The organism is Psychrobacillus glaciei, assembly GCF_008973485.1.
In the GTDB taxonomy this organism is placed as follows: domain Bacteria; phylum Bacillota; class Bacilli; order Bacillales_A; family Planococcaceae; genus Psychrobacillus; species Psychrobacillus glaciei.
On the sequence record NZ_CP031223.1, the window covers coordinates 1,430,211 to 1,452,119 of the forward strand.

Here is a 21,909-nt window from a genome sequence, read left to right on the forward strand (position 1 = left end):
CGATCGATTCAGAATTGCATTACAACTTGGTACCTTTCACTTATTTAAAAGATACGGAGAGAACATCATTTGAATAATTTAGATCAGAGTCAAAATCAATAGAGATACTTACAGACGATGAATTATTTGAAAAAGTAAAACTCATTAAGGATATTCTATTTTAAATTATATAATACAAAAGTTGCCCTTGTACTCCGAAGATATTGAAAACTCCAATTTTTCAATTTGCTAAAACAGCTATTATGAAAAAAGGCAACTTCGCGTCAATATGGTGGAAAGATACCTTCTTTTTCTGCTCTCTTTTTACCCTATTTCTACTCTTTTTCCTTCGTCAAGGTTATGAATCGCTAGAGATTGGCAGCGAATACGGCAAGGGCACCCTGTATGTTTATTCCAAATAGACTCGTGGATGAGGCTAAATCATACCCGTGTCAGTTATTTAGTTTACTGTTTTTCGCTTCAATCTTGTAGAATAATTTCGCTTTTCCTTGAATTCCTCGGTCATTTGGAAAGCTTCCTGCTCTGTATGTTCCATTGATTTAAATAAAAAAATCGAGATATTCCACGATTAAATCGTCGAATATCTCGATAAGTTAAAATATCTGGATTTTTTCAGTGCTCTCTAGAAAAACAAACCGTTTTTTTAGGCTTATTTTATTTTAGGGATTTAATTAAAATGGCCCTTTACAATTCTATAATTGAAACTTTAAAAATATATAATTTCTCTAGTGTCGCATTAAAATAATTTAATACACGAATTAGATTTGAATTTTCTGCATTACTATTTCTCCATAGAAAAAACCTTTATAATGGTTTGGTGATAGTAATCTATACAAATCCACTAAAAAGAGTCACACAAGTGGATAAGATTACACGGAAAATAGCATTTGAACAATGGTATTTACCGATTTCCAATAAATTATTGGAGACGCTAGTGAAAAACCTACATTAAGACTACTATACGTAGAGGTTTTATATGGCCTTTAAGTGATTGTGTATTTTCATCTGAAGGAATTTGAAAAAAATTGACGTTTTTAAGAAGGAATAAAATGCCTGTTAACAGCAATAAACTTAACAGAAAAGGATTCTTTTTTCATCTTTTAGGTGAAAAAGAGAATTCCACTGAAAAGCAGACAAGTCAACTTTTTAGTGGGATTTTGTGTTTGTAGGTAATAATCTAGGATTATTACTTTTAGATTGTGTTAATCTATTAAGAGATGAATAATATTCTAAAATAAATGTTTTCTTAGAAATGGAGATTATGATAATGGTTACCACAGAGTTTCGTATGGAAAAAGATTTTTTAGGGGAAAAGGAAATTCCGAAAAATGCTTATTATGGAGTTCAAACAATGAGAGCAGTCGAAAACTTTCCGATTACAGGATATCGAATTCACCCGGAACTTATAAAATCTTTAGGTATTGTGAAAAAAGCTGCAGCATTAGCAAATATGGAAGTTGGCATGTTGGAGAAAGAAATCGGACAATTGATTATTCAAGCATGTGATGAAGTTATTGCTGGAAAATGGAATGATCAATTTATTGTCGATCCTATTCAAGGTGGTGCAGGAACATCAATTAATATGAATGCAAACGAAGTCATTGCAAATCGTGCTCTTGAGCTAATGGGAGAAGAAAAAGGGAATTATACATTCATTAGCCCAAATAGCCATATTAATATGTCACAATCAACAAATGATGCATTCCCAACGGCTATACATATCGCAGTACTGCGCTTAATGGATCAATTACTGGAAGCTACTAAAACGATGCAAAAAGCATTTGTTTCGAAAGCAAAAGAATTTGAAGGTATTATTAAAATGGGGCGTACTCATCTTCAAGATGCTGTGCCAATCTTATTGAGTCAAGAATTTGAATCATATAGTCGTGTCATTTCACGTGACATTGATCGAATTTCACTTTCGAGAAAACACTTATATGACATCAATATGGGTGCAACTGCCGTTGGTACAGGATTAAATGCAGATCCTTTATATATTAAATTAGTCGTTCGAAATCTTAGTGAATTCAGTGACTTACCATTAAAATGTGCCGAACATTTAGTGGACGCTACTCAAAATACAGATTGTTATACGGAAGTATCTGCAAATTTAAAAGTTTGTATGATTAATATGTCAAAAATCGCAAATGACTTTCGCTTAATGGCTTCTGGACCACGAGATGGTTTATTTGAAATCAAATTACCTGCTCGTCAACCAGGGTCATCAATCATGCCTGGAAAAGTAAATCCTGTAATGGCTGAAGTCGTAAACCAAGTAGCTTTCCAAGTCATGGGGAATGATTTAACTATTTCTGCAGCTTCTGAAGCTGGCCAATTTGAACTAAATGTCATGGAACCGGTTCTATTTTATAATTTAATCCAATCCATTTCGATTATGAATAATGTATTTACAGTATTTACTGAAAAATGTTTAGTAGGCATTACGGCAAATAAAGAACGTTTAAGAGAATACGTTGAAAAAAGTGTGGGAATTATCACTGCAGTAAATCCGCATATCGGATACGAACTTGCAGCTCAAATTGCAAAAGAAGCCATTGCTACCGGGGCTTCTGTACGTGAACTTTGTATACAATCTGGCGCTTTAACGGCAGAACAATTAGATTTAATATTAGATCCATTTGAAATGACACATCCTGGTATTGCTGGTGGTAGAACTCTTGTAAAGAGTTGATTGCAAAGTTTTAGTATGAAAAAGAAGTAAGGGAGTTTTTAATCAGATGATAAGTGTGGAACATTGGCGGACACATTTTCATTTGATAGAAAAATGTCCTGAATGCCAAATCAACATGATGAATTTAAAAACGCACTGAAGTGCATAGTGTTCAGGCACGCAAACTATTCAAAATAGTCTTGGTGCCTGGCACTATAAATCTAGTATTTAAGTCTAAGTATTGTTTTTTATACTTAGGCTTTAATTTGTTGGGAAGAAAAATAATAAATTAAAAAGGAGTGCAAAACAGTGAGGATAATAAGAACAGGAGTCACATATGATGACGAAATAAAAAATAAGTATCTCGTTAGGGAAGGGTAGCTTAAGGACCAGAGAAAAGCGCTTGTTCTGATGAAAAATCCAGGTCGGGCAGATGCATTTGTCCAAAACTAAACAACGCATGAAAGGTACTAGGCACTTATTGAATTCTGAATAGTGTGAGAACTCGGCGCCTTTCACTAAAAATATTTTTCATGTAAATAAGTCGGAAATATATAAAGGTGAACAAAACCTTGTATATTTTTGACTTAATTCTAAAGTGCCGGTTTATCATTCGCATCTGTACTTGAACTTAGGCTCTGTCTGAATATAAAAAGCATTTCTTACTTGTGCACACCAATTTGCAAAGGCTGATCTCCATTCAGGAGTGTTAAAGAATTGATCAACAGTTTGAGTTTCAGAATGCCAAACTATAAATAGGTTGAGTGGGGCAATTCCTCCTGCCCAAATTCCATTATTTGCGTCAGTGTCTTCTTCCCTTACTAATAATAATGGTAGACCAAATTGAAAAGCCATTGAAGGTTCTACTTGTGAATAAACAGATCCTTCCCAGACTGAGGTTGATGGTGGGCGTGATCCTGTATTGACCTCAACTGTTCGTATTTTAAAGCGACGAAGGTTTACTGCTAACATCCCATAGCTTGATGAAACTAACCGACGAATATCAGTTAAAATGGATTCGGGATAACTTTCGCTTAATGGTAATGTGCGCGGAAAAAGTAAAGCATTCTCAATCTCTAAAATCAGACGGTTTAGAAACCGTTGTTGGTTGTCATTTAAATGAGTTGTCGTACTTAAAAATATGGGAATACGATAAGCGCGGTCAATACACTCTTGATGTGCCGATTCTATTTTTACTATATCTTTACGTAAAGGGTTATACTCATTAATACTCACATTCTCACCTCTTTTCTATTAGTATATGGAAATGGAATAAGTGAACTTGGACAAAATAGCTAGATTCCGTAGTAATGTTAATTTTGTCTAAATTAGAATCAACGAGTTTATTTAATTTAACGAAGTAGGAAATAAGTAATCTATCATTAGTTATCCAAAATAAGATTGTGGGAATATCTATATAGATTATGAATACTTTGTGTTCAAGTTTTACCATGTCATTATGTTTTGTTCGGTGAACCGTATCATGTCCAATGTGGTGTTTATTACCTAAAACAAAAGATTATCAAAATAGCCCATCAAGCTACTCTGATAATCTTTTTTTATTTCTTCATATGCCTAATCTTCTCTTCATCCGGTGTAACAAACAACGTAGTCTGCTCAAAATAAATAACAAACCCCGGTTTAGCCCCACTCGGCTTCTTCACTTGCTTAATTATCGTATAATCCACTGGCACAGAAGCAGACTCCCGAGCTTTGCTAAAATACGCTGCAAGATTCGCTGCTTCTAAAAGAGCTGTTTCAGATGGATTATCGGAATGTATAACAACATGGGATCCTGGGATATCCTTGGTATGAAGCCAAGTGTCCGATTTTTTAGCTAACTTAAATGTAACAAAATCATTTTGTTTATTATTTTTACCGACTGAAATTTCTGTGCCATCTGAAGCAAAGAATTTTTCAGGTGTTGGTTTCGTTGGTTTTTTCTTCTTTTTGGATGCCCGTGCTTTTAATAAGCCTTGTTCAATTAACTCTTCTCGAATTTCTTCGATGTCTGTTGGAGATGCTTGCATCACTTGTTGCAGTAGTAATTCAAAGTAGGCAATATCTTCATTCGTAATCTCGAATTGTTGCTCGATTTTTAGTAATGCAGTTTTTGCTTTTGTATAGCGACTGTAGTAGCTTTGTGCATTTTGTGTTGCTGATTTTCGGTTATCTAAAGGAATGACAACTGTTTTTCCATCCTCATCGTAATAGTTCACTAGCTCCACTTCTTTTAGCCCTTTTTCAATTGAATAAGAGTTTGCCATTAATAGCTCTCCATACAATTGGAATGTATCTAGTTTTTCGGCTTGTTCGAAATCTTTTTGGAGTTTTTTCATCTTCAGCTTCAATTTGTTTAATTCGTTTTGAAGCCATTTTTCTAGGTCTCCTGCTTGTTGTTTTACACGATCTCGTTCAGCTTTGGCGAAATACACTCTGTCAAGTAAATTTCCTAGCGTTTTTTCGCTAAATTTGTCGCCACCTAGATGAGTTAATTCATTCGGTGAATAATACGTTTTTCCGCCTGATTCGACAATTTGTATCGCGGCTCCACCTTGTTCAAATTCCTTCATATATTTCTTGTAAATTTCGACACGATTCGCACTGTTGTGGAATCGATGAAGTAATTCTTTTGCATGTAAAGGAGAGAAACCGGAAATCTGCTCGACGATCTCATTGGATTCATTGACCGATTGAATCACTTTCAACAGTTCCTCCGAATACGCTAAGGGATGGAGCTTATTTTGAGCAGGAGGTGCAATATAAGGCTGACCAGGTAAAATTGTTCGGTAACTATTCATGGAAGGCGATAAGTGCTTTATGCTTTCCAAGATTAGATTTCGAGTTGGGTCAACTAATAGTAAGTTACTATGACGCCCCATGATTTCCATATGGATTTCTCGTGTAATGTCATCTCCAATTTCATTTTTACTTTGAATTTGGAAGATAATAATACGATCTGTTTCATGTTGGCGAATAGAAGAAATGATTCCACCTTCTAAATGTTTACGTAAAACCATGCAAAATAATGGAGGTGTTGCAGGATTGTCAATTGTTTCGTTTGTAATTTGCACACGTGAATAAGAAGGGTGTACAGAAAACAATAATTTAAAGTTCTGTCCTTGTGCACGAATTTGCATTAAAATTTCTTGCGCATTTGGTTGATGTATTTTAGAAATACGTCCCGTTACTAATTGTTGCAATTCATTTTTCATTGAAATTGTAAATAAACCATCAAAAGCCATAATATGTCCTCTTTCAAAACTATATTTTTTTCTGGCTTTGTACGCCAGCTTGTTATTTTAGTACACTTATATTACAGATTTTTCTATTTCAGCGCCTTGCTAGTAGATTGAAGAATTCTTATTTAGTTTTTTTAGAAACTATTTACTGAATCATAACCTCTTATAAAAGGATTTAGCGCGGAGGTAATTTTTTTTGCGACGAGCTTTGCGCAGGAGCATGAGACTCCTGCGGGATCAGCGAGACCACGCACGAAGCGCTTGCTGAGGAGGAGGCTCGGCGCTCGCTCAGCGGAAAGCGAATTCCAGAGCGTTAAATCCGTGTAGCAATTTTTTACTGAGACGAGCTGACCCTTTTCTTTATTATCTTATCATTTTAAATGAAACTTGTGTTATAATGTGTTAAGTATGTAAACTGTTATAAATGTACAGGCAAACGGAGTATGCATGTATATGAAGGAGACATTATGCGAAGAGAAAAAGGTATATTGATCGTTTTATCAGGCCCTTCTGGTGTTGGTAAAGGGACAGTGAGAAAAGAATTGTTTTCAGAGCCCGGAACAAATTATGAATATTCCATCTCTATGACGACTAGACTTCCTCGTGAAGGCGAAATAGATGGAGTAGATTATTTCTTTAAGCAAAAAGAAGCGTTTGAACAGTTAATTGAACAAGGGAAGTTATTAGAATATGCCTCATATGTAGGAAATTATTATGGTACTCCGATTGATTATGTTAATGAAACACTCGATTCTGGCCGAGATGTGTTTTTAGAAATAGAAGTTCAAGGAGCAAGTGTTGTACGTCAAAAAGCTCCAGAAGCACTTTATATTTTCTTAGCTCCCCCTAGCTTATCTGAACTAGAACAGCGACTAATAGGTAGAGGAACGGAAACAGAAGATGTGATCAATTCTAGAATTCAAGCTGCTAGGCAAGAATTAGAAATGATGCATTTATATGATTATGTCGTTGAAAATGATGAAGTTGCAAAAGCATGTGCAAAAATTAATGCCATTGTTGCTGCAGAACATTGTCGACGTGAACGCGTAGAAAAAAGATATTTAGCCATGTTGGAAGGGGAATTATAAATGTTATATCCATCAGTAGACTCATTAAAAAATAAAATCGATTCCAAATATTCGTTAGTAAGTGTAGCTTCCAAAAGAGCTAGACAGTTACAAGAAGAAGGCGGCGAGCGTTTAACTTCATATGTTTCTGCTAAACAAGTTGGGAAAGCATTAGAAGAAGTAGCACAGGGTGAACTTACGATCGAATCATCCCATGAAAATGCAATTTACGAGGACGAAGTATAATACATTTTGAAGCAAGCACCTCCCAAAGAATGAATAGTTCTTTGGGAGATTGTTGTTTAGAGGGGAGAAATTGATATGTTAACTTCTAAAAAAATTGTTGTTTGTGTGACAGGTGGTATTGCTGTTTATAAGGCGGTTGCACTTGTAAGTAAACTTACCCAAGCTGGAGCAGATGTAAAAGTAATAATGACGAAGTCTGCGATGGAATTTGTACAACCTTTAAGTTTTCAAGTAATGTCTCGAAATGATGTGTATTTTGATACATTTGATGAGAAAGATTCTAGCGTGATTGCGCATATTAATTTAGCAGACTGGGCGGATTTAGTTATTGTTGCGCCAGCTACGGCGAACGTGATTGGCAAGCTTGCGAATGGAATTGCGGATGATATGGTAACGACTACTTTACTTGCAACTACTGCAAAGGTTTGGATTGCACCTGCGATGAATGTGCATATGTATGAAAATGCTGCGGTTATACGTAATATTGCTCAACTTTCAAAAGACGGATATTCATTTATCGAGCCTTCTGAAGGTTTTTTGGCATGTGGTTATGTAGGGAAAGGTCGTCTAGAGGAACCAGAAAAAATGGTGAAATTGGTAGAAGCTTATTTTTCACCAAAAGAGTTACCTTTAAAAGGACAAAAAGTAGTTGTGACGGCTGGTCCTACAAGAGAACTAATTGATCCTGTTCGCTTTTTAACGAATTTTTCAAGTGGAAAGATGGGGTATGCAATGGCGGAAGCTGCTGCTAATTTAGGTGCAGAAACGGTTTTAATTTCCGGACCAGTTAGTATAGATGCTCCGTCAAATGTTACGCTTATTCCGGTTGAAAGTGCTAAAGAGATGTACGACGCTGTAATGGAGCAATTTTACACCGCTTCCATTGTCATTAAAACTGCGGCGGTCGCTGATTATAAACCGAAAGAAGTACATAGTCAAAAAATGAAGAAGCAACAAGGGGATTCGATGATTGTTTTGGAGCGGACAAGCGATATTCTTGCAGAATTAGGCAAGAGAAAAACGAACCAGCTATTAATCGGATTTGCAGCAGAAACAAATGATGTAGTTCATTATGCAAAAAGTAAATTGGAAAAGAAAAATGCGGATTATATTGTTGCTAATGATGTGACAGAAGCAGGGTCAGGATTTGGAACTGAAACAAATTCCGTCACTTTAGTAGGGAAAGATGATGTAGAATTGCATTTTGCTCATCTACCTAAAAAGGAGCTTGCGCTTCAACTACTTCAAACTATTCTTAAATTAGAAAATGATGAACTGAAATGATTGTAGAAGTCATTGTAGATGTGTCTGCGTATCCAATTGACCGACCATTTGATTATAGCGTACCAGAGCATTTGGAATCACTCGTTGAACGTGGGAGTCGAGTCCATGTCCCTTTTGGAAATCGTAAAGTGCAAGGGTTTATAACAAACATAAAAGAACATACCGACTTTGATATTTCCAAGTTAAAAGAGATCCAATCGATCATTGATGTGGAGCCTGTTGTAACGGAAGAGCTCTTGCAATTATCCAAATGGCTTACGAATAAAACGCTATGCTATGAAATTGATGCACTTCAAGTAATGCTTCCAGCTGCTTTACGTGCTTCGTATAAGAAAAATATTAAGTTAATAGACCCATCTGAACTAGACGAAAACTTTCTAGCTTTGTTTGGTAAAAAAGAGTCTATTTCTTATGATGTTATTGAAAAAGCTGGTTACTTGCGACAAATGAAAAAATACTTAATGCAAGGGTTTGTCCAACTGGAGACAGTCATTAAACAGAATGCCAAAGCAAAAACTATTGCTAAGTATCGTGTAGTAGCCAACAAAGAATTTATTCATGAACAATTAAGCAATCTAAGTAAGTCGGCGATCAAGCAAAAAGAATTAATGGAATGGTTATTAATTCAACAACAAACGTCTTTTACAATGGAAGAATTGAAAGAAACAGCTAACGCAAATAGTAGTACGATTAAAGTATTAATTGAAAAAAATATTTTAGAAAAAGATAAAGAAGAAGTTTATCGTGAAATCTCTTCGTTAGAATACGATGACAAGGATAAAAGATTTCAACTAACTGATGAACAAGCATTGGCACTAAAAAAAATTAATCATGCCCAAAACAATGCGGAAAGCACGACATTCCTTGTCCATGGTATTACAGGCAGTGGGAAGACGGAAATTTATTTAAATGCAATCGAAAATTCGATCTTAAAAGGAAAGCAAGCAATCATGCTTGTTCCCGAAATTTCTTTGACCCCGCAAATGACTCGCCGATTCAAACTGCGTTTTGGTGATCAAGTTGCTGTTATGCATAGTGGATTATCAGTCGGTGAAAAGTACGATGAATGGCGCAAAATTTGGCGAGGAGAAGTAAAAGTGGTCGTTGGTGCAAGATCCGCCATTTTTGCCCCATTTAAAGATTTAGGGCTTATCATCTTAGATGAAGAACATGAATCTACTTACAAACAAGAAGATACTCCAAGGTACCATGCTCGGGATGTAGCGATTTGGCGAAGTGAGTACCACAACTGCCCCGTAATATTAGGAAGTGCAACGCCTTCACTTGAATCGTATGCACGTGCAGCTAAAGGTGTTTATACATTGTTAACATTGAAAATGCGAGCGAAAGAGCAAGCTTTGCCAACCGTGAATGTTGTCGATATGCGAACAGAGCTGAAAAATGGAAACCGATCCATGTTTAGTATCGATCTAGCGGATGCTGTAAGAGAAAAGTTAGATAAAAAAGAGCAAATTGTGTTGTTTTTAAATAAACGTGGATTCTCTTCTTTTGTTTTATGTCGAGATTGCGGAACAGTTGTGGAATGTAAGCAGTGTGATATTTCCCTTACGTATCACCGTGCTGGGGAGCAACTTAAATGTCATTACTGTGGCCATGAGGAGCCAGTACCAACGAAGTGTCCGGAATGTACGAGTGAACATATTCGCTTTTTTGGGACAGGGACACAAAAAGTAGAAGAAGAAATTGCGAGATTATTTCCTTTAGCTAGAGTGCTTCGAATGGATGTAGACACAACAAGAACAAAAGGATCCCATGAGCGAATTTTAAAGCAATTCGGAGACGGGGAAGCAGATATTTTACTTGGCACACAAATGATTGCTAAAGGGTTAGACTTTCCAAATATAACGCTAGTAGGCGTGTTAAATGCTGATACCACTCTGCATTTAGCAGATTTCCGTGCTGCGGAAAAAACATTCCAATTGATGACGCAAGTAAGTGGAAGAGCGGGTAGGCATGATAAAGAAGGAAAAGTGTATATACAAACCTATACTCCAGAACATTACGCGATTGAGCTTTCGAAAGATCAGTTGTTTGAACCTTTTTATCATAAAGAAATGCAAGTTCGGAAACAATATGAATATCCACCATTTTATTATTTAACATTAGTTCAAGTGACACATGAAAATGTCCTAATTGCGTCTGAATACGCAAGGCTCGCGACGGATTGGTTAAGAGCGAATCTATCGGAGCAGACAATGGTTGTTGGTCCAACAGCATGTGCTATCAGTAAGATACAAAATAGATATCGTTACCAATGTTTGATAAAATACAAAAAAGAACCCCTATTAATCGAAAAACTACAACAACTAATAAAAATTTATCGTACAGAGTGGATGAAAAAAGGAATTATCTTATCAGTTGATCTAGATCCATCCACTATCTTATAAGCTGTTTGAAATGAGGAAAAGAAATGGCAATACGGCCAGTTATTACACATCCAAATGAAATACTTACGACAAAATGTACAGAAGTAAAAGCTTTTGATAAAAAACTAGCAACACTTTTAGATGATATGTACGACACAATGATTGCTTCTGATGGGATAGGACTTGCAGCGCCACAAGTTGGAGAAACAATGCAAATCGCAATCGTCGACCTAGGAGAAGGACAAGAAATCATAGAAATGATTAATCCGGAAGTAGTCGAAGTTGGCGGTTCTGAGATTGAAATAGAAGGCTGTTTAAGCTTTCCAGATATATATGGGGAAGTGGAGCGTCCATTCTATGTAAAGGTGGAAGCACAAGACCGGGATGGTGCTTTATATGAATTAGAAGCAGAGGATTATGAAGCAAGAGCCATTTTGCATGAAATCGATCATTTACACGGCGTTTTATTCACAACCAAAATCATACGTTATGTAGATTTGGAAGAACTAGAGAATGAGGAGGAAGAAGCATGACAAATATTGTTTTCATGGGAACCCCTGCATTCTCTGCTCCAATATTACGAATGCTTGTAGAAGAAGGATATAATGTGTTAGCGGTTGTCACGCAGCCGGATCGTCCTGTTGGAAGAAAAAAAGTATTAACTGCTCCTCCAGTAAAAGAAGAAGCCCTAAAACTTGGCCTGCCAGTAATTCAGCCTACCAAACTAAAAGGTTCGGAGGAATTAAAGGAAATTATTGCTTTAAATCCAGAGTTAATCGTAACTGCTGCATTTGGACAGCTATTACCAAAAGAGTTACTTGATGTACCTGCACTTGGCTCTATTAATGTGCATGCATCTTTGTTACCTGCTTATCGTGGAGGTGCGCCCATTCATCAAGCTATTATGGATGGACAAGATAAAACAGGTGTAACCATTATGTATATGGAAGAAAAATTGGATGCAGGAGATATTATTTCTCAAAGTGAAATTCCTATTGGGCATTCAGATGATACAGGTATCCTATTTGATAAGTTAAGTGCTGTTGGTTCCGATTTATTAAAAGAAACGTTACCTTCCATTATTTCCAAAACAAATAAACGTGTGATACAAGATGAATCCCAAGTGACGTTTGCCAAAAATATTTCACGTGAGCAAGAGAGAATTGATTGGAACAAATCCGCACTAGCTATACACAACCAAATACGTGGGTTGCACCCATGGCCAGTTGCTTATACGACGTTAGATGAACAATCCGTTAAAGTTTGGAAAGCAGACACAATTCAAGTGAATACGAAAGAACAACCAGGAAAAGTTGTGCAAATAGAGTCGGATTATTTTGTTGTTCAAACAGGATTTGAAGAAGCAATTCGAATAAATGAATTACAACCAGCTGGAAAAAAGAAAATGTCCGCAGTCGATTATTTGCGCGGCGTAGGTTCGAAATTGCGAATAGGAGATACATTTGAATGACAAAAAAAACAGAAAAAATTTGGACAGGTAATGTTCGTGATGCAGCACTTACAATATTAATGGCCGTTGAAAAGCAACAAGCTTATAGCAACTTATTATTACATCAAACGATTGAAAAATATACAATTGAAGATAAAGACCGTGCATTATTAACTGAATTAACGTATGGCACAATTCAATACAAAATGACTTTGGATTATTATTTACAACCATTTATCAAAGGAAAATTAGATGATTGGGTTTTACAATTACTTCGTCTCTCGTTATATCAAATCCATTACTTATCACGAATTCCGGATCACGCAGCTGTGAATGAAGCAGTTAATATTGCCAAAAGAAGAGGACATAAAGGGATTTCCAGTACTGTAAACGGGATTCTTCGTTCTATTTTAAGAGAAGGTGTTCGTTCTACGGAAGAAATTAAAGATGAGTTAGAAAGGCTTTCTATTGAAACAAGTCATCCTCTTTGGATGGTGAAGAGATTTGTTTCAGAGTATGGATTTGACAAGACTGCAAAAATGTTAAAAGAGAATAATGAGCCGCCTGTAACTACGCTTCGTGTCAATTTATTTAAACGAACGGTGGAACAAGTACTTCATTTATTGACACAAGAAGGATATGTCGTTGCCCAAAGCGAAGTTATTCCTGAGTGTATTTATTTATTCAATGGTCAAGCTGCTAGAACGACTGCATTTCAAAAAGGCTTTGTGACAATTCAAGACGAAAGTTCGATGATTCCTGCGTATGCACTTCAAGTAGAACCGGGAATGACCGTACTTGACATGTGTTCGGCTCCAGGAGGAAAAACGACACATATTGCAGAAAAAATGAAAAACAGTGGAAAGCTCATTGCGATGGATATCCATCAGCATAAACTAAAATTAGTGAAAGAAAATGCGGAAAGACTAGGCTTTAGCTTTATCGAAACGGTAGAAATGGATGGTCGTAAAGCAACTGAAGTTTATCCAGAACAAAGTTTTGATCGTATTTTAGTGGATGCACCATGCAGTGGTTTAGGTGTAATGAAGCGAAAACCAGATATTAAATACACAAAAAATGAAAAAGATTTTGCATCGCTTAAACCAATTCAGCTGAATTTATTGGATGAAGCGTATAAACTGCTTAAACAAGATGGTCTGTTAGTTTATAGTACTTGTACAGTGGATCGAGATGAAAATGAAGGAACGGCTAAATTATTTTTAGAAGCCCATCCTGATATGCAACTTCAACCATTTCCAGACGTTATTAAAAGTATAAAAGAACAAGAGCAAGAAGGAATGCTTCAACTATTTCCACAGGATTTAAGAAGCGATGGATTTTTTGTTTCGGTCTTTAGAAAAGCAGCCGGCGATATGGGGCAGCTGGCGGTTAGAGACTAGGTAAATCTGTATAGAGAAGTTGAGATTTCTTTCCATTTAAAAAGAGGTGAAGGAATAAATGAAGTTCGATGTTAAAACCGATGTCGGTATGAAAAGAATAGTAAATGAGGATCGGGTAGATGTCTTTGTTCGGCCAGACGGACGGGTTCTGGCTGTAATTGCAGATGGAATGGGTGGACATAAAGCTGGCGATGTTGCAAGCGAAATAGCAATAACGGAGTTTGAAAAATATTTTGCAGCCTATAATCCTTCCATTGTGAAAGCGAAGGATTGGTTAACCTACACATTCCAGTCCATTAATCAGACAATTGCTAAACATTCTGCCATCACACCAGGTTGTGAAGGAATGGGCACTACTTTAATCGCTGGTTTATTTGAAGGTTACAGAGGGATAATTGCCCATGTTGGAGATAGCCGGGTATATCAAGCAACTCCAAACGGAATAAGGCAAATTACACGGGACCATTCCTTTGTAAACGTTTTAATTGATTCTGGAGAAATAACGGAAGAACAAGCAAAAACGCATCCGAAGAAAAATGTACTCATGAAAGCAGTAGGGACAGAGATATCTATTCAGCCTGATTTTTATGAAGTAAAATTTCAGCCAAACTCTTACTTTCTATTTTGCACAGATGGTTTGAGTAACAAACTAAGTGAACTATTTATACACACCACTCTTTATGCTGATCAAACAATACAAGAAAAAAGTACTGTGCTCGTGGACGAGGCAAATTTAACTGGTGGAGAAGATAATATATCATTAATCTTATTATCTAATAATGATGAGGAGGTGTGAGGATGTTAATCGGTAAACGAATTAGCGGCAGATATAAGTTGCTTGAGATGATTGGCGGCGGTGGAATGTCGAATGTTTATTTGGCACATGACATGATCTTAGATCGTGATGTTGCTATTAAAGTGTTGCGATATGATTTTTCAAATGAAGAAGAGCTACGTCGCCGTTTTCAGCGGGAAGCATTATCTGCCACTAGCCTTACACACCCTAATATAGTAAGTATATATGATGTAGGTGAGGACGAAGACATTCAATATATTGTAATGGAGTATGTGAAAGGGGAAACGTTAAAACAATACATACAAAGTGATGCGCCTATTTCTCCCAATAAATCAGTTACCATTATGAAGCAATTGACATCAGCTATTGCCAATGCACATAACAACCATATTATTCATCGCGATGTTAAGCCACAGAATATATTATTGGATGAAGAAGGTAAGGTAAAAGTAACTGATTTTGGGATTGCTATGGCATTAAGTGCAACGTCCTATACGCAAACCAACTCTGTGCTTGGAACTGTCCATTATTTATCACCTGAGCAAGCGCGGGGTGGAATGGCAACGAACAGATCAGATATCTATGCCTTGGGAATAGTCCTATTTGAGCTATTGACAGGACAACTTCCTTTTTCGGGAGAATCAGCGGTCTCTATTGCATTGAAGCATTTACAAACGGAAACTCCATCTATTAGAGCGATTATTCCTTCCATACCTCAAAGCCTCGAGAATGTCGTGTTAAAAGCAACGGCAAAAGATCCGAAAAATCGCTATCGATCTGCAGAGGAAATGGAAGAAGATTTAGCAACTGCATTATCCCCAGAAAGATTTGGAGAAGAAAAGTTCGTTGTTGCTATGGATGATGATGCAACAAAAGTTCTACCTGTTATTAAAGAACCTGTTTCTTTTGCAGAGGTATCCGAAACAAAAAAAATACCTACAATGACTACTTCAAAAGAAACGAAAGTACCGAAGAAAAACAAAAAGAGGAAGTTAATAGGTGGACTTATTGCGGGAATTGTCGCACTTGTACTTTTGACTTTCCTAGTATTTCCTGGACTTTTAAAACCTAATAAAGTGGAAGTCCCGAATGTAGTAAATTTAGAATTAAAGCAGGCTATCGAACAATTAGAAGCAGAAAGTTTTAAGGTTGGTGAACCGAAACTTGAGTTTTCGGAAGATATTGAAGAAGGATTTGTCATTCGAACAATGCCAGAGGCAGGAAAGCTTCGCGAAAAAGGAACGGAGATTACCCTGTTTGTGTCATCTGGTAAAGAGTCTTCTGAGCTTTCCGATTATAGGGGTAGAGATATTGAGCAAGTGAAAGCGTTACTACAAAACCAAGATTTACGCTCGTTAGAAGCTAGGCCGGTGTTTTCTAATGAGCCAGTTGGCACTATTTTGGAACAAGATCCAGTAGCTGGAGAAAATATCATTCCATCCGAAACGGATTTAATATTTACCGTTAGTAAAGGACAAGATTTACGTACAGTGAATGATTTGACTGGTTATAATGAGAAAGCCATGAGTGATTACGAGAAAACTTCTGGTTTTAAAATTAAAGTGGCTGATAAGCAGAATTCAGATACAGTTACAAAAGGAAATGTTATAAGTCAATTACCTTTGCCTAATAGCAAATTAGAGCCAGGAAGCACAATAGAAGTTGTTATATCAGATGGACCAAAACCCGCACGAACAAAATTAGTTGTTAAAACGGTGAGTATTCCATATGAACCTGCAACGGATGAAGATGGGGCAGAAGAGTCTGAACAAAAAGAAAAAGTAGTTCGTATTTATATACAAGATAAAACAAGATCATTATTAGAACCGGCTGAGGAATTCGTATTAAGAGAACCGGTAGAAAAAATATTAAAGTTAGAAATAGTTGAAGGCCAAAAAGCAGCATATCGTGTTACGGTCGATTCAACCGAAATCGCACAAGAAACAATTGATTATAATGACGTAGAATAAGGAGGTATCGGATGCCGACAGGACAAATTAGAAAAGCATTGAGCGGATTTTATTATGTTTATGATAAGGATCAATTAATCCAATGCCGCGGACGCGGTGTATTTAGAAATAGGGGAGAATCGCCGTTAGTCGGTGACTTTGTCGATTATACAGTAGAAGGGAACAATGACGGAACAATTACGGTTATTCATGAACGAAAAAATAGTCTCGTTCGCCCACCTATCGCCAATATCGATCAAGCCATATTAGTGTTTTCAGTGAAAGAACCAGATTTTAATACGATCTTATTAGACCGTTTTTTAGTCGTGCTAGAGTCTTTTCATATCGAACCCATTATTTGTTTAACAAAAAGTGATTTGTTAGATGAAAAAATGGAGGAAACCATTAAACAATATATAAAAGAATATGAACAAATTGGTTATCAAGTCTTCATGACTTTCAAAGACGATCCACAATTTGATGATAAAATTACTCCTTTATTGAAAGGCAAAACAACCGTGCTTGCGGGACAATCTGGTGTAGGGAAATCGACGCTGCTAAATACGATTCTACCCACATTAAATTTAAAAACGGGTGTTATTTCGGATGCGCTAGGCCGGGGGAAGCATACGACTAGACATGTTGAACTAATAGAGGTTTGTGGTGGTTTGCTTGCTGATACACCTGGTTTTAGCTCTTTTGAATTTGACTTAATGGAAAAAGAAGCGCTTTCCAGTTGTTTTCCTGAATTTGTAGAGATACAAGATGAATGCAAATATAGAGGATGTATGCATGTAAATGAACCGAAATGTGCTGTAAAAGTAGCTATAGAGACTGGAAAAATAAAAGATTATCGCTATAAACACTATTTACAGTTTTTTAATGAAATTCTTGAAAGAAAGCCGAGGTACTAAACATGGTGAAAATTGCTCCATCGATTTTAGCTGCAAATTTTGCAAAGCTTGGGGAAGAAGTAGTAGAAGTGGAAAAGGCTGGCGCAGAACTCATTCATATTGATGTAATGGATGGTCATTTTGTTCCGAATATTACAATGGGTCCGATTGTGGTAGAAGCATTAAGACCATTAACAAAACTTCCATTAGACGTACATTTAATGATTGAAAATGCAGACCAATACATCGAAGCATTTGCAAAAGCTGGTGCTGATTATATTACTGTTCATGTAGAAGCTTGTCCGCATCTTCATCGCACGATTCAATTAATTCGTTCTTTTGGAGTTAAACCAGGAGTAGTATTGAATCCACATACTCCAGTTGAATCGATTCAACATGTATTAGAGGATATAGATATGGTTTTATTTATGACAGTTAATCCAGGTTTTGGTGGGCAGAAATTTATTCAATCCGTTGTACCGAAAGTAAAACAATTGGCAGATATTGTGAAGGAAAGAAACTTGTCGATTGAAATTGAGATAGATGGCGGTATAAATGAAGAAACGATCATTCCATGTGTAGAAGCTGGAGCTACGATATTTGTGGCAGGCTCCGCAATTTATAATGCTCCGGATAAGGGGAAAGCTTTGCAAGCAATAAAAGATGCTGGTCTTAGCGCTACAACGAAATGAAAAGTGTGATTGTTTGTTCAGGAGGACCAGTAGAGGAAGTTGTTGATTTTAGACAGCTTCCTTTTTCTAAAGAAGAAACTGTATTTATCGGAGCAGATCGGGGAGCTCTTCATTTATTAACAAATGGAATTACGCCAAATGAAATCATCGGTGATTTTGATTCTTTACTAGAAGAGGAATATCAATTTCTCAGAAAGTCTGTTAAAAAAATGACGATTATGCCCCCCGAGAAAGATGAGACGGATACACATTTAGCTATACTTAGAGCCTTAACATACAATCCAGATTCAGTAATTTTAACAGCAGTAACAGGTGGTAGACTGGATCATTATGAAGCTGTTTTGCATGATATGGTAAGATTTCAAAGAGAATACCCTGAGATTGTTTTTTATATTCGTAATAAGCAAAATATTATTCGTTTTTTATTGCCTGGAAAGCATGAAATTGAACACGATAATTACTTTAAATATGTCTCCTTCTTCTCATTTGGAGAAACAGTAGAAGATATTTCACTTCGAGGATTTTTATATGAAGTAACAGAAGAAAATATTTTAATAGGTAATGCAAAATTTACTAGTAATCAAGTAAGTGGACGAAATGGTACTATCTCTATTACCGCTGGCATATGTTTAATGATAAGAAGCAGCGACTAAAAGGGAGGAATTGTGTGAAGGTTTACACATTTAGATTACCTAAATCAGTTAGTAGTATTATGAGAGTTTGTATTCGCATGTTTAGAAAAGAAGAAGTAAAGAAAGAGTAATATTAGTAAGGGCATAATTTCCAATGTAATCCGCAAGAAAGAAGGACCCTTTAAGCGTAACGTGTCCTTGCCTTGATCGCCACCTTACTTACTCTATTATCGGAAAATATAAGTGAATGAGGAAGTGACCGAGTCATTTCCTCATTCACTTTTTTCGGAAATCTCGTGTTCAAAGCCTTCTTGGAATGAATAGTTTCCCGAAAATAAAAAAATGCCAGGTCGACAATTGTCAACCTGGCATTAATTATGAGTGCGATTAAACGCGCTCAACTTTTCCTGATTTCATAGCTCTAGCAGAAACCCATACACGTTTAGGTTTACCGTTTACAAGAATACGGACCTTTTGAAGGTTTGCCCCCCATGTACGCTTAGTAGCGTTCATTGCGTGAGAACGAGCATTACCAGCACGAGCTTTACGCCCTGTGATTGCACATACTTTTGGCATTATATTTCCTCCTTTAAAAAAGAAGCTGAAAGTTTTTTCAGTTCGTTATTTCACATACTTTAATAATTTACCACAGACTTTTATGAAGTGCAAGGCTTATCAAGAAAAAAACCTTTACACACTAAAATTGATTTCAATACTATTAATGTTTCCTTAATAAGCAATCTTCCCATATAATATAAGATAAAATGAAATAGTATTCGTGTAAACGCTCTCTTTTATAATTATAAAGGGTGTAGTACAATTATGGATAGTCAAAAAGGATTTGGGAGGTTTAGCTATGTCAATTGAATTGAAAAATGAATTCGGTCAAATTGATATATCACAAGATGCGATCGCACAAATTGCCGGCGGAGCTGCTATGGAATGTTACGGGATAGTTGGTATGGCCTCAAAGCATCAAATAAGAGATGGTTTAACAGATATATTAAGAAAAGAAAATTTTACAAGAGGTGTAATTGTAAGGCAAGAAAAAGAAGACTTACATATTGATATGTATATTATTGTTAGTTACGGAACAAAAATTTCTGAAATAGCTTATCAAGTACAATCGAAAGTAAAATACACTCTAAAAAAATCTCTTAGTATGTCAGTGAAATCCGTTAATGTATATGTACAAGGAGCTCGCGTGGCAAGCTTGTAAATGAGGGAGAGAAAACAATGAAATCAATTAATGGTATACAGTTTGCAGATATGGTCAAAATGGGTGCTCATCACTTATTTCAAAATGCGGACTATGTGGATGCTTTGAATGTATTCCCAGTTCCTGATGGAGACACGGGTACAAATATGAATTTATCTATGACCTCTGGTGCAAAAGAAATAGCTGCGCACACCGTTGAACATATTGGTAAAACAGCACAAGCTTTATCGAAAGGTTTACTTATGGGGGCAAGAGGTAACTCTGGAGTCATTTTATCTCAATTATTTCGAGGATTTGGAAAGTCTGTGGAGCAGCTATCGACGGTAGATACCAAACAATTTGCTCAAGCATTAAATTACGGTGTGGAAACAGCGTATAAAGCAGTAATGAAGCCAGTTGAAGGGACAATCTTAACAGTTGCAAAAGATTCAGCTAAGAAAGCGGTAGAAGTTAGTAAAACAGAAGAAGATATTTGTTTGCTAATGGAGAAAATTGTAATAGAGGCGAAGGCATCTTTAAATCGAACACCAGATTTATTGCCGGTACTAAAAGAAGTTGGCGTTGTGGATAGTGGTGGACAAGGATTAGTTTTTGTTTATGAGGGATTTTTAGCTAGCTTAAAGGGCGAAGCATTACCAGAAAAAACAGTAAGCTCGTCTATGGATGATTTAGTAAGTGCTGAACATCATAAAAATGTTCAAGGCTTCATGGATACTGCTGATATTGAGTTTGGATTTTGTACGGAATTTATGGTTCGATTCGAAGAAGGTAAAAAAGTATTTGATGAAACAGCTTTTCGGAATGATTTAAGTGCATATGGAGATTCCCTATTAGTTATTTCGGATGATGAAATTGCAAAAATTCATATTCATTCCGAAACACCTGGTGAAGTTTTAACATATGGTCAACAATACGGAGATTTAATCAAAATCAAGATCGAAAACATGCGTCAGCAACATACTGAGATTGTTGGAGAAGGCTATACAAAAGTAGCTCCAATTCAAAAAGCTCAGGTGTATCCTTATGCGGTTGTTACAATTGCTATGGGTGAAGGTATTTCAGAACTTCTGAAAAGCTTAGGTGCATCCGCTGTAATTGAAGGTGGGCAAACGATGAATCCATCAACTGAAGATATTGTAAAAGCAATTGAAGCGGTTGGTGCGGAGCGTGTATTAATATTACCTAACAATAAAAATATTATTATGGCTGCAGAGCAAGCAGCAGAAATTTTAGGGATTGAAGCAGCGGTTGTACCAACTAAAACACTTCCTCAAGGAATGGCAGCAATATTAGCATTCAATGCACAGGCTACTGTGGAGGAAAACAAAAAGAGTATGACAGAAGCGTTTGCACATGTTAAAACGGGGCAAGTGACTTTTGCAGTACGTGATACTTCGATTGATGGCGTGGAAATTAAGAAAGATGATTTTATGGCAATTGCAGAAGGAAAAATTATTCTTTCTACACCATCCCGAGAAGAAGCAGCAACAAAACTTGCACAATCGCTTATTGATGAGAATGCGGAAATTGTGACAATCATTTACGGTCAAGATGTTTCGAAAGAAGAAGCTTCGAATTTTGCAGCTTTTGTAGAAGAACAATTCGAAGATGCCGAAATAGAATTATATAACGGTAAACAACCATTATATCCATATATTTTATCTGTGGAATAATAGAAAGCCACGAGAAAATTTCTCGTGGCTTTTTAAAAGAATAGGTATACAAGTTTTATGCAGTGAACTGGTTGATTTCCGCTGCAGGTCCGTGAGCCTCCTCGCTACGCTGTGGGGTCTCACCTGGACACGTTTCCCCCGCTGGAGTCGCCGCCTTCCGCTACAATCAACTCTACAAAGAAAGATAGAAAATATGCTTCTTGTTCTTTCTCTTGTTCAAATATATAGCAAATGGAAACTGAGATAAAATAGAAAGCATCTATTGATAAAGAAGCGATGAGCGGACGAAATTGTATCTTCGTCCGCTT

At 36.5% G+C, this 21,909-nt stretch carries 19 protein-coding genes; 16 read left to right on the forward strand and 3 right to left on the reverse strand.

Annotated features, from left to right (window positions below; all coding sequences use genetic code 11):
* The first annotated feature begins 1,267 nt into the window (after nt 1-1,267).
* On the forward strand, nt 1,268-2,692 hold the full coding sequence (gene aspA / locus PB01_RS06340) for an aspartate ammonia-lyase (protein WP_151701988.1): 1,425 nt from the start codon (nt 1,268-1,270) through the stop codon (nt 2,690-2,692).
* Between the two features lie 588 nt (nt 2,693-3,280).
* Here the strand turns inward: aspA and PB01_RS06345 are convergent.
* Nucleotides 3,281-3,907, reverse strand: a complete 627-nt coding sequence (locus PB01_RS06345; RefSeq protein ID WP_151699419.1) for a hypothetical protein — start codon at nt 3,905-3,907, stop codon at nt 3,281-3,283.
* Between the two features lie 323 nt (nt 3,908-4,230).
* A complete protein-coding gene (locus tag PB01_RS06350) occupies nt 4,231-5,916 on the reverse strand; it encodes an Rqc2 family fibronectin-binding protein (RefSeq protein ID WP_151699420.1) in 1,686 nt (561 codons plus the stop codon).
* A 464-nt stretch (nt 5,917-6,380) separates the two neighbouring features.
* Between PB01_RS06350 and gmk the strand changes: the two genes are divergently transcribed.
* From gmk to spoVM, 13 genes are all read left to right on the forward strand, one after another.
* Nucleotides 6,381-7,001 carry a guanylate kinase gene (gene gmk, locus PB01_RS06355; RefSeq protein ID WP_151699421.1) on the forward strand — a complete coding sequence of 207 codons (621 nt, stop codon included), beginning with the start codon at nt 6,381-6,383 and terminating at the stop codon, nt 6,999-7,001.
* Nucleotides 7,002-7,226, forward strand: a complete 225-nt coding sequence (rpoZ, locus tag PB01_RS06360; RefSeq protein ID WP_151699422.1) for a DNA-directed RNA polymerase subunit omega — start codon at nt 7,002-7,004, stop codon at nt 7,224-7,226.
* 75 nt (nt 7,227-7,301) lie between these two features.
* Nucleotides 7,302-8,510 carry a bifunctional phosphopantothenoylcysteine decarboxylase/phosphopantothenate--cysteine ligase CoaBC gene (gene coaBC / locus PB01_RS06365; protein WP_151699423.1) on the forward strand — a complete coding sequence of 403 codons (1,209 nt, stop codon included), beginning with the start codon at nt 7,302-7,304 and terminating at the stop codon, nt 8,508-8,510.
* On the forward strand, nt 8,507-10,918 hold the full coding sequence (gene priA, locus PB01_RS06370; protein WP_151699424.1) for a primosomal protein N': 2,412 nt from the start codon (nt 8,507-8,509) through the stop codon (nt 10,916-10,918). Before coaBC ends, priA begins: the two co-directional genes overlap by 4 nt.
* Before the next feature lie 23 nt (nt 10,919-10,941).
* Nucleotides 10,942-11,430, forward strand: coding sequence for a peptide deformylase (def, locus tag PB01_RS06375; protein WP_151699425.1), 489 nt, complete (start codon nt 10,942-10,944; stop codon nt 11,428-11,430).
* Nucleotides 11,427-12,368, forward strand: a complete 942-nt coding sequence (fmt, locus tag PB01_RS06380; protein ID WP_151699426.1) for a methionyl-tRNA formyltransferase — start codon at nt 11,427-11,429, stop codon at nt 12,366-12,368. The genes def and fmt overlap by 4 nt, the downstream gene beginning before the upstream one ends.
* On the forward strand, nt 12,365-13,747 hold the full coding sequence (gene rsmB / locus PB01_RS06385; protein WP_151699427.1) for a 16S rRNA (cytosine(967)-C(5))-methyltransferase RsmB: 1,383 nt from the start codon (nt 12,365-12,367) through the stop codon (nt 13,745-13,747). Before fmt ends, rsmB begins: the two co-directional genes overlap by 4 nt.
* A 58-nt stretch (nt 13,748-13,805) precedes the next feature.
* Entirely contained in the window at nt 13,806-14,543 is a 738-nt protein-coding gene (locus PB01_RS06390; RefSeq protein ID WP_151699428.1) for a Stp1/IreP family PP2C-type Ser/Thr phosphatase, read from the forward strand.
* A 2-nt stretch (nt 14,544-14,545) separates the two neighbouring features.
* Nucleotides 14,546-16,513 carry a Stk1 family PASTA domain-containing Ser/Thr kinase gene (gene pknB / locus PB01_RS06395; RefSeq protein ID WP_151699429.1) on the forward strand — a complete coding sequence of 656 codons (1,968 nt, stop codon included), beginning with the start codon at nt 14,546-14,548 and terminating at the stop codon, nt 16,511-16,513.
* 11 nt (nt 16,514-16,524) lie between these two features.
* Nucleotides 16,525-17,406: a ribosome small subunit-dependent GTPase A gene (gene rsgA, locus PB01_RS06400; RefSeq protein ID WP_151699430.1), complete on the forward strand. Its 882-nt coding sequence runs from the start codon at nt 16,525-16,527 to the stop codon at nt 17,404-17,406.
* 2 nt (nt 17,407-17,408) lie between these two features.
* Entirely contained in the window at nt 17,409-18,077 is a 669-nt protein-coding gene (gene rpe, locus PB01_RS06405; protein WP_151699431.1) for a ribulose-phosphate 3-epimerase, read from the forward strand.
* Nucleotides 18,074-18,730 (forward strand): thiamine diphosphokinase, encoded by a 657-nt coding sequence (locus PB01_RS06410; protein ID WP_151699432.1) that lies wholly within the window; start codon nt 18,074-18,076, stop codon nt 18,728-18,730. The genes rpe and PB01_RS06410 overlap by 4 nt, the downstream gene beginning before the upstream one ends.
* A gap of 14 nt (nt 18,731-18,744) precedes the next feature.
* Nucleotides 18,745-18,840, forward strand: a complete 96-nt coding sequence (gene spoVM, locus PB01_RS06415; RefSeq protein WP_151699433.1) for a stage V sporulation protein SpoVM — start codon at nt 18,745-18,747, stop codon at nt 18,838-18,840.
* A 256-nt stretch (nt 18,841-19,096) separates the two neighbouring features.
* Here the strand turns inward: spoVM and rpmB are convergent, their stop codons facing one another.
* Complete coding sequence (rpmB, locus tag PB01_RS06420) at nt 19,097-19,285, reverse strand: 50S ribosomal protein L28 (RefSeq protein ID WP_151699434.1); 189 nt, start codon at nt 19,283-19,285, stop codon at nt 19,097-19,099.
* A gap of 280 nt (nt 19,286-19,565) precedes the next feature.
* Here rpmB and PB01_RS06425 point away from each other — a divergent pair, with 280 nt between their 5' ends.
* Together PB01_RS06425 and PB01_RS06430 are read left to right on the forward strand one after the other, a co-directional pair.
* Nucleotides 19,566-19,928, forward strand: a complete 363-nt coding sequence (locus PB01_RS06425; RefSeq protein ID WP_151699435.1) for an Asp23/Gls24 family envelope stress response protein — start codon at nt 19,566-19,568, stop codon at nt 19,926-19,928.
* A 17-nt stretch (nt 19,929-19,945) separates the two neighbouring features.
* Complete coding sequence (locus PB01_RS06430; protein WP_151699436.1) at nt 19,946-21,601, forward strand: DAK2 domain-containing protein; 1,656 nt, start codon at nt 19,946-19,948, stop codon at nt 21,599-21,601.
* The last annotated feature ends 308 nt before the right edge of the window (nt 21,602-21,909 follow it).

Excerpts from the sequence above, each read along its gene's own strand:
- aspA (WP_151701988.1), top strand. The coding sequence starts at position 1,268 with ATGGTTACCACAGAGTTTCGTATGGAAAAAGATTTTTTAGGGGAAAAG.
- PB01_RS06350 (WP_151699420.1), bottom strand. The coding sequence starts at position 5,916 with ATGGCTTTTGATGGTTTATTTACAATTTCAATGAAAAATGAATTGCAA.
- gmk (WP_151699421.1), top strand. The coding sequence starts at position 6,381 with ATGCGAAGAGAAAAAGGTATATTGATCGTTTTATCAGGCCCTTCTGGT.
- rpoZ (WP_151699422.1), top strand. The coding sequence starts at position 7,002 with ATGTTATATCCATCAGTAGACTCATTAAAAAATAAAATCGATTCCAAA.
- coaBC (WP_151699423.1), top strand. The coding sequence starts at position 7,302 with ATGTTAACTTCTAAAAAAATTGTTGTTTGTGTGACAGGTGGTATTGCT.
- priA (WP_151699424.1), top strand. The coding sequence starts at position 8,507 with ATGATTGTAGAAGTCATTGTAGATGTGTCTGCGTATCCAATTGACCGA.
- def (WP_151699425.1), top strand. The coding sequence starts at position 10,942 with ATGGCAATACGGCCAGTTATTACACATCCAAATGAAATACTTACGACA.
- fmt (WP_151699426.1), top strand. The coding sequence starts at position 11,427 with ATGACAAATATTGTTTTCATGGGAACCCCTGCATTCTCTGCTCCAATA.
- rsmB (WP_151699427.1), top strand. The coding sequence starts at position 12,365 with ATGACAAAAAAAACAGAAAAAATTTGGACAGGTAATGTTCGTGATGCA.
- PB01_RS06390 (WP_151699428.1), top strand. The coding sequence starts at position 13,806 with ATGAAGTTCGATGTTAAAACCGATGTCGGTATGAAAAGAATAGTAAAT.
- pknB (WP_151699429.1), top strand. The coding sequence starts at position 14,546 with ATGTTAATCGGTAAACGAATTAGCGGCAGATATAAGTTGCTTGAGATG.
- rsgA (WP_151699430.1), top strand. The coding sequence starts at position 16,525 with ATGCCGACAGGACAAATTAGAAAAGCATTGAGCGGATTTTATTATGTT.
- rpe (WP_151699431.1), top strand. The coding sequence starts at position 17,409 with ATGGTGAAAATTGCTCCATCGATTTTAGCTGCAAATTTTGCAAAGCTT.
- PB01_RS06410 (WP_151699432.1), top strand. The coding sequence starts at position 18,074 with ATGAAAAGTGTGATTGTTTGTTCAGGAGGACCAGTAGAGGAAGTTGTT.
- rpmB (WP_151699434.1), bottom strand. The coding sequence starts at position 19,285 with ATGCCAAAAGTATGTGCAATCACAGGGCGTAAAGCTCGTGCTGGTAAT.
- PB01_RS06425 (WP_151699435.1), top strand. The coding sequence starts at position 19,566 with ATGTCAATTGAATTGAAAAATGAATTCGGTCAAATTGATATATCACAA.
- PB01_RS06430 (WP_151699436.1), top strand. The coding sequence starts at position 19,946 with ATGAAATCAATTAATGGTATACAGTTTGCAGATATGGTCAAAATGGGT.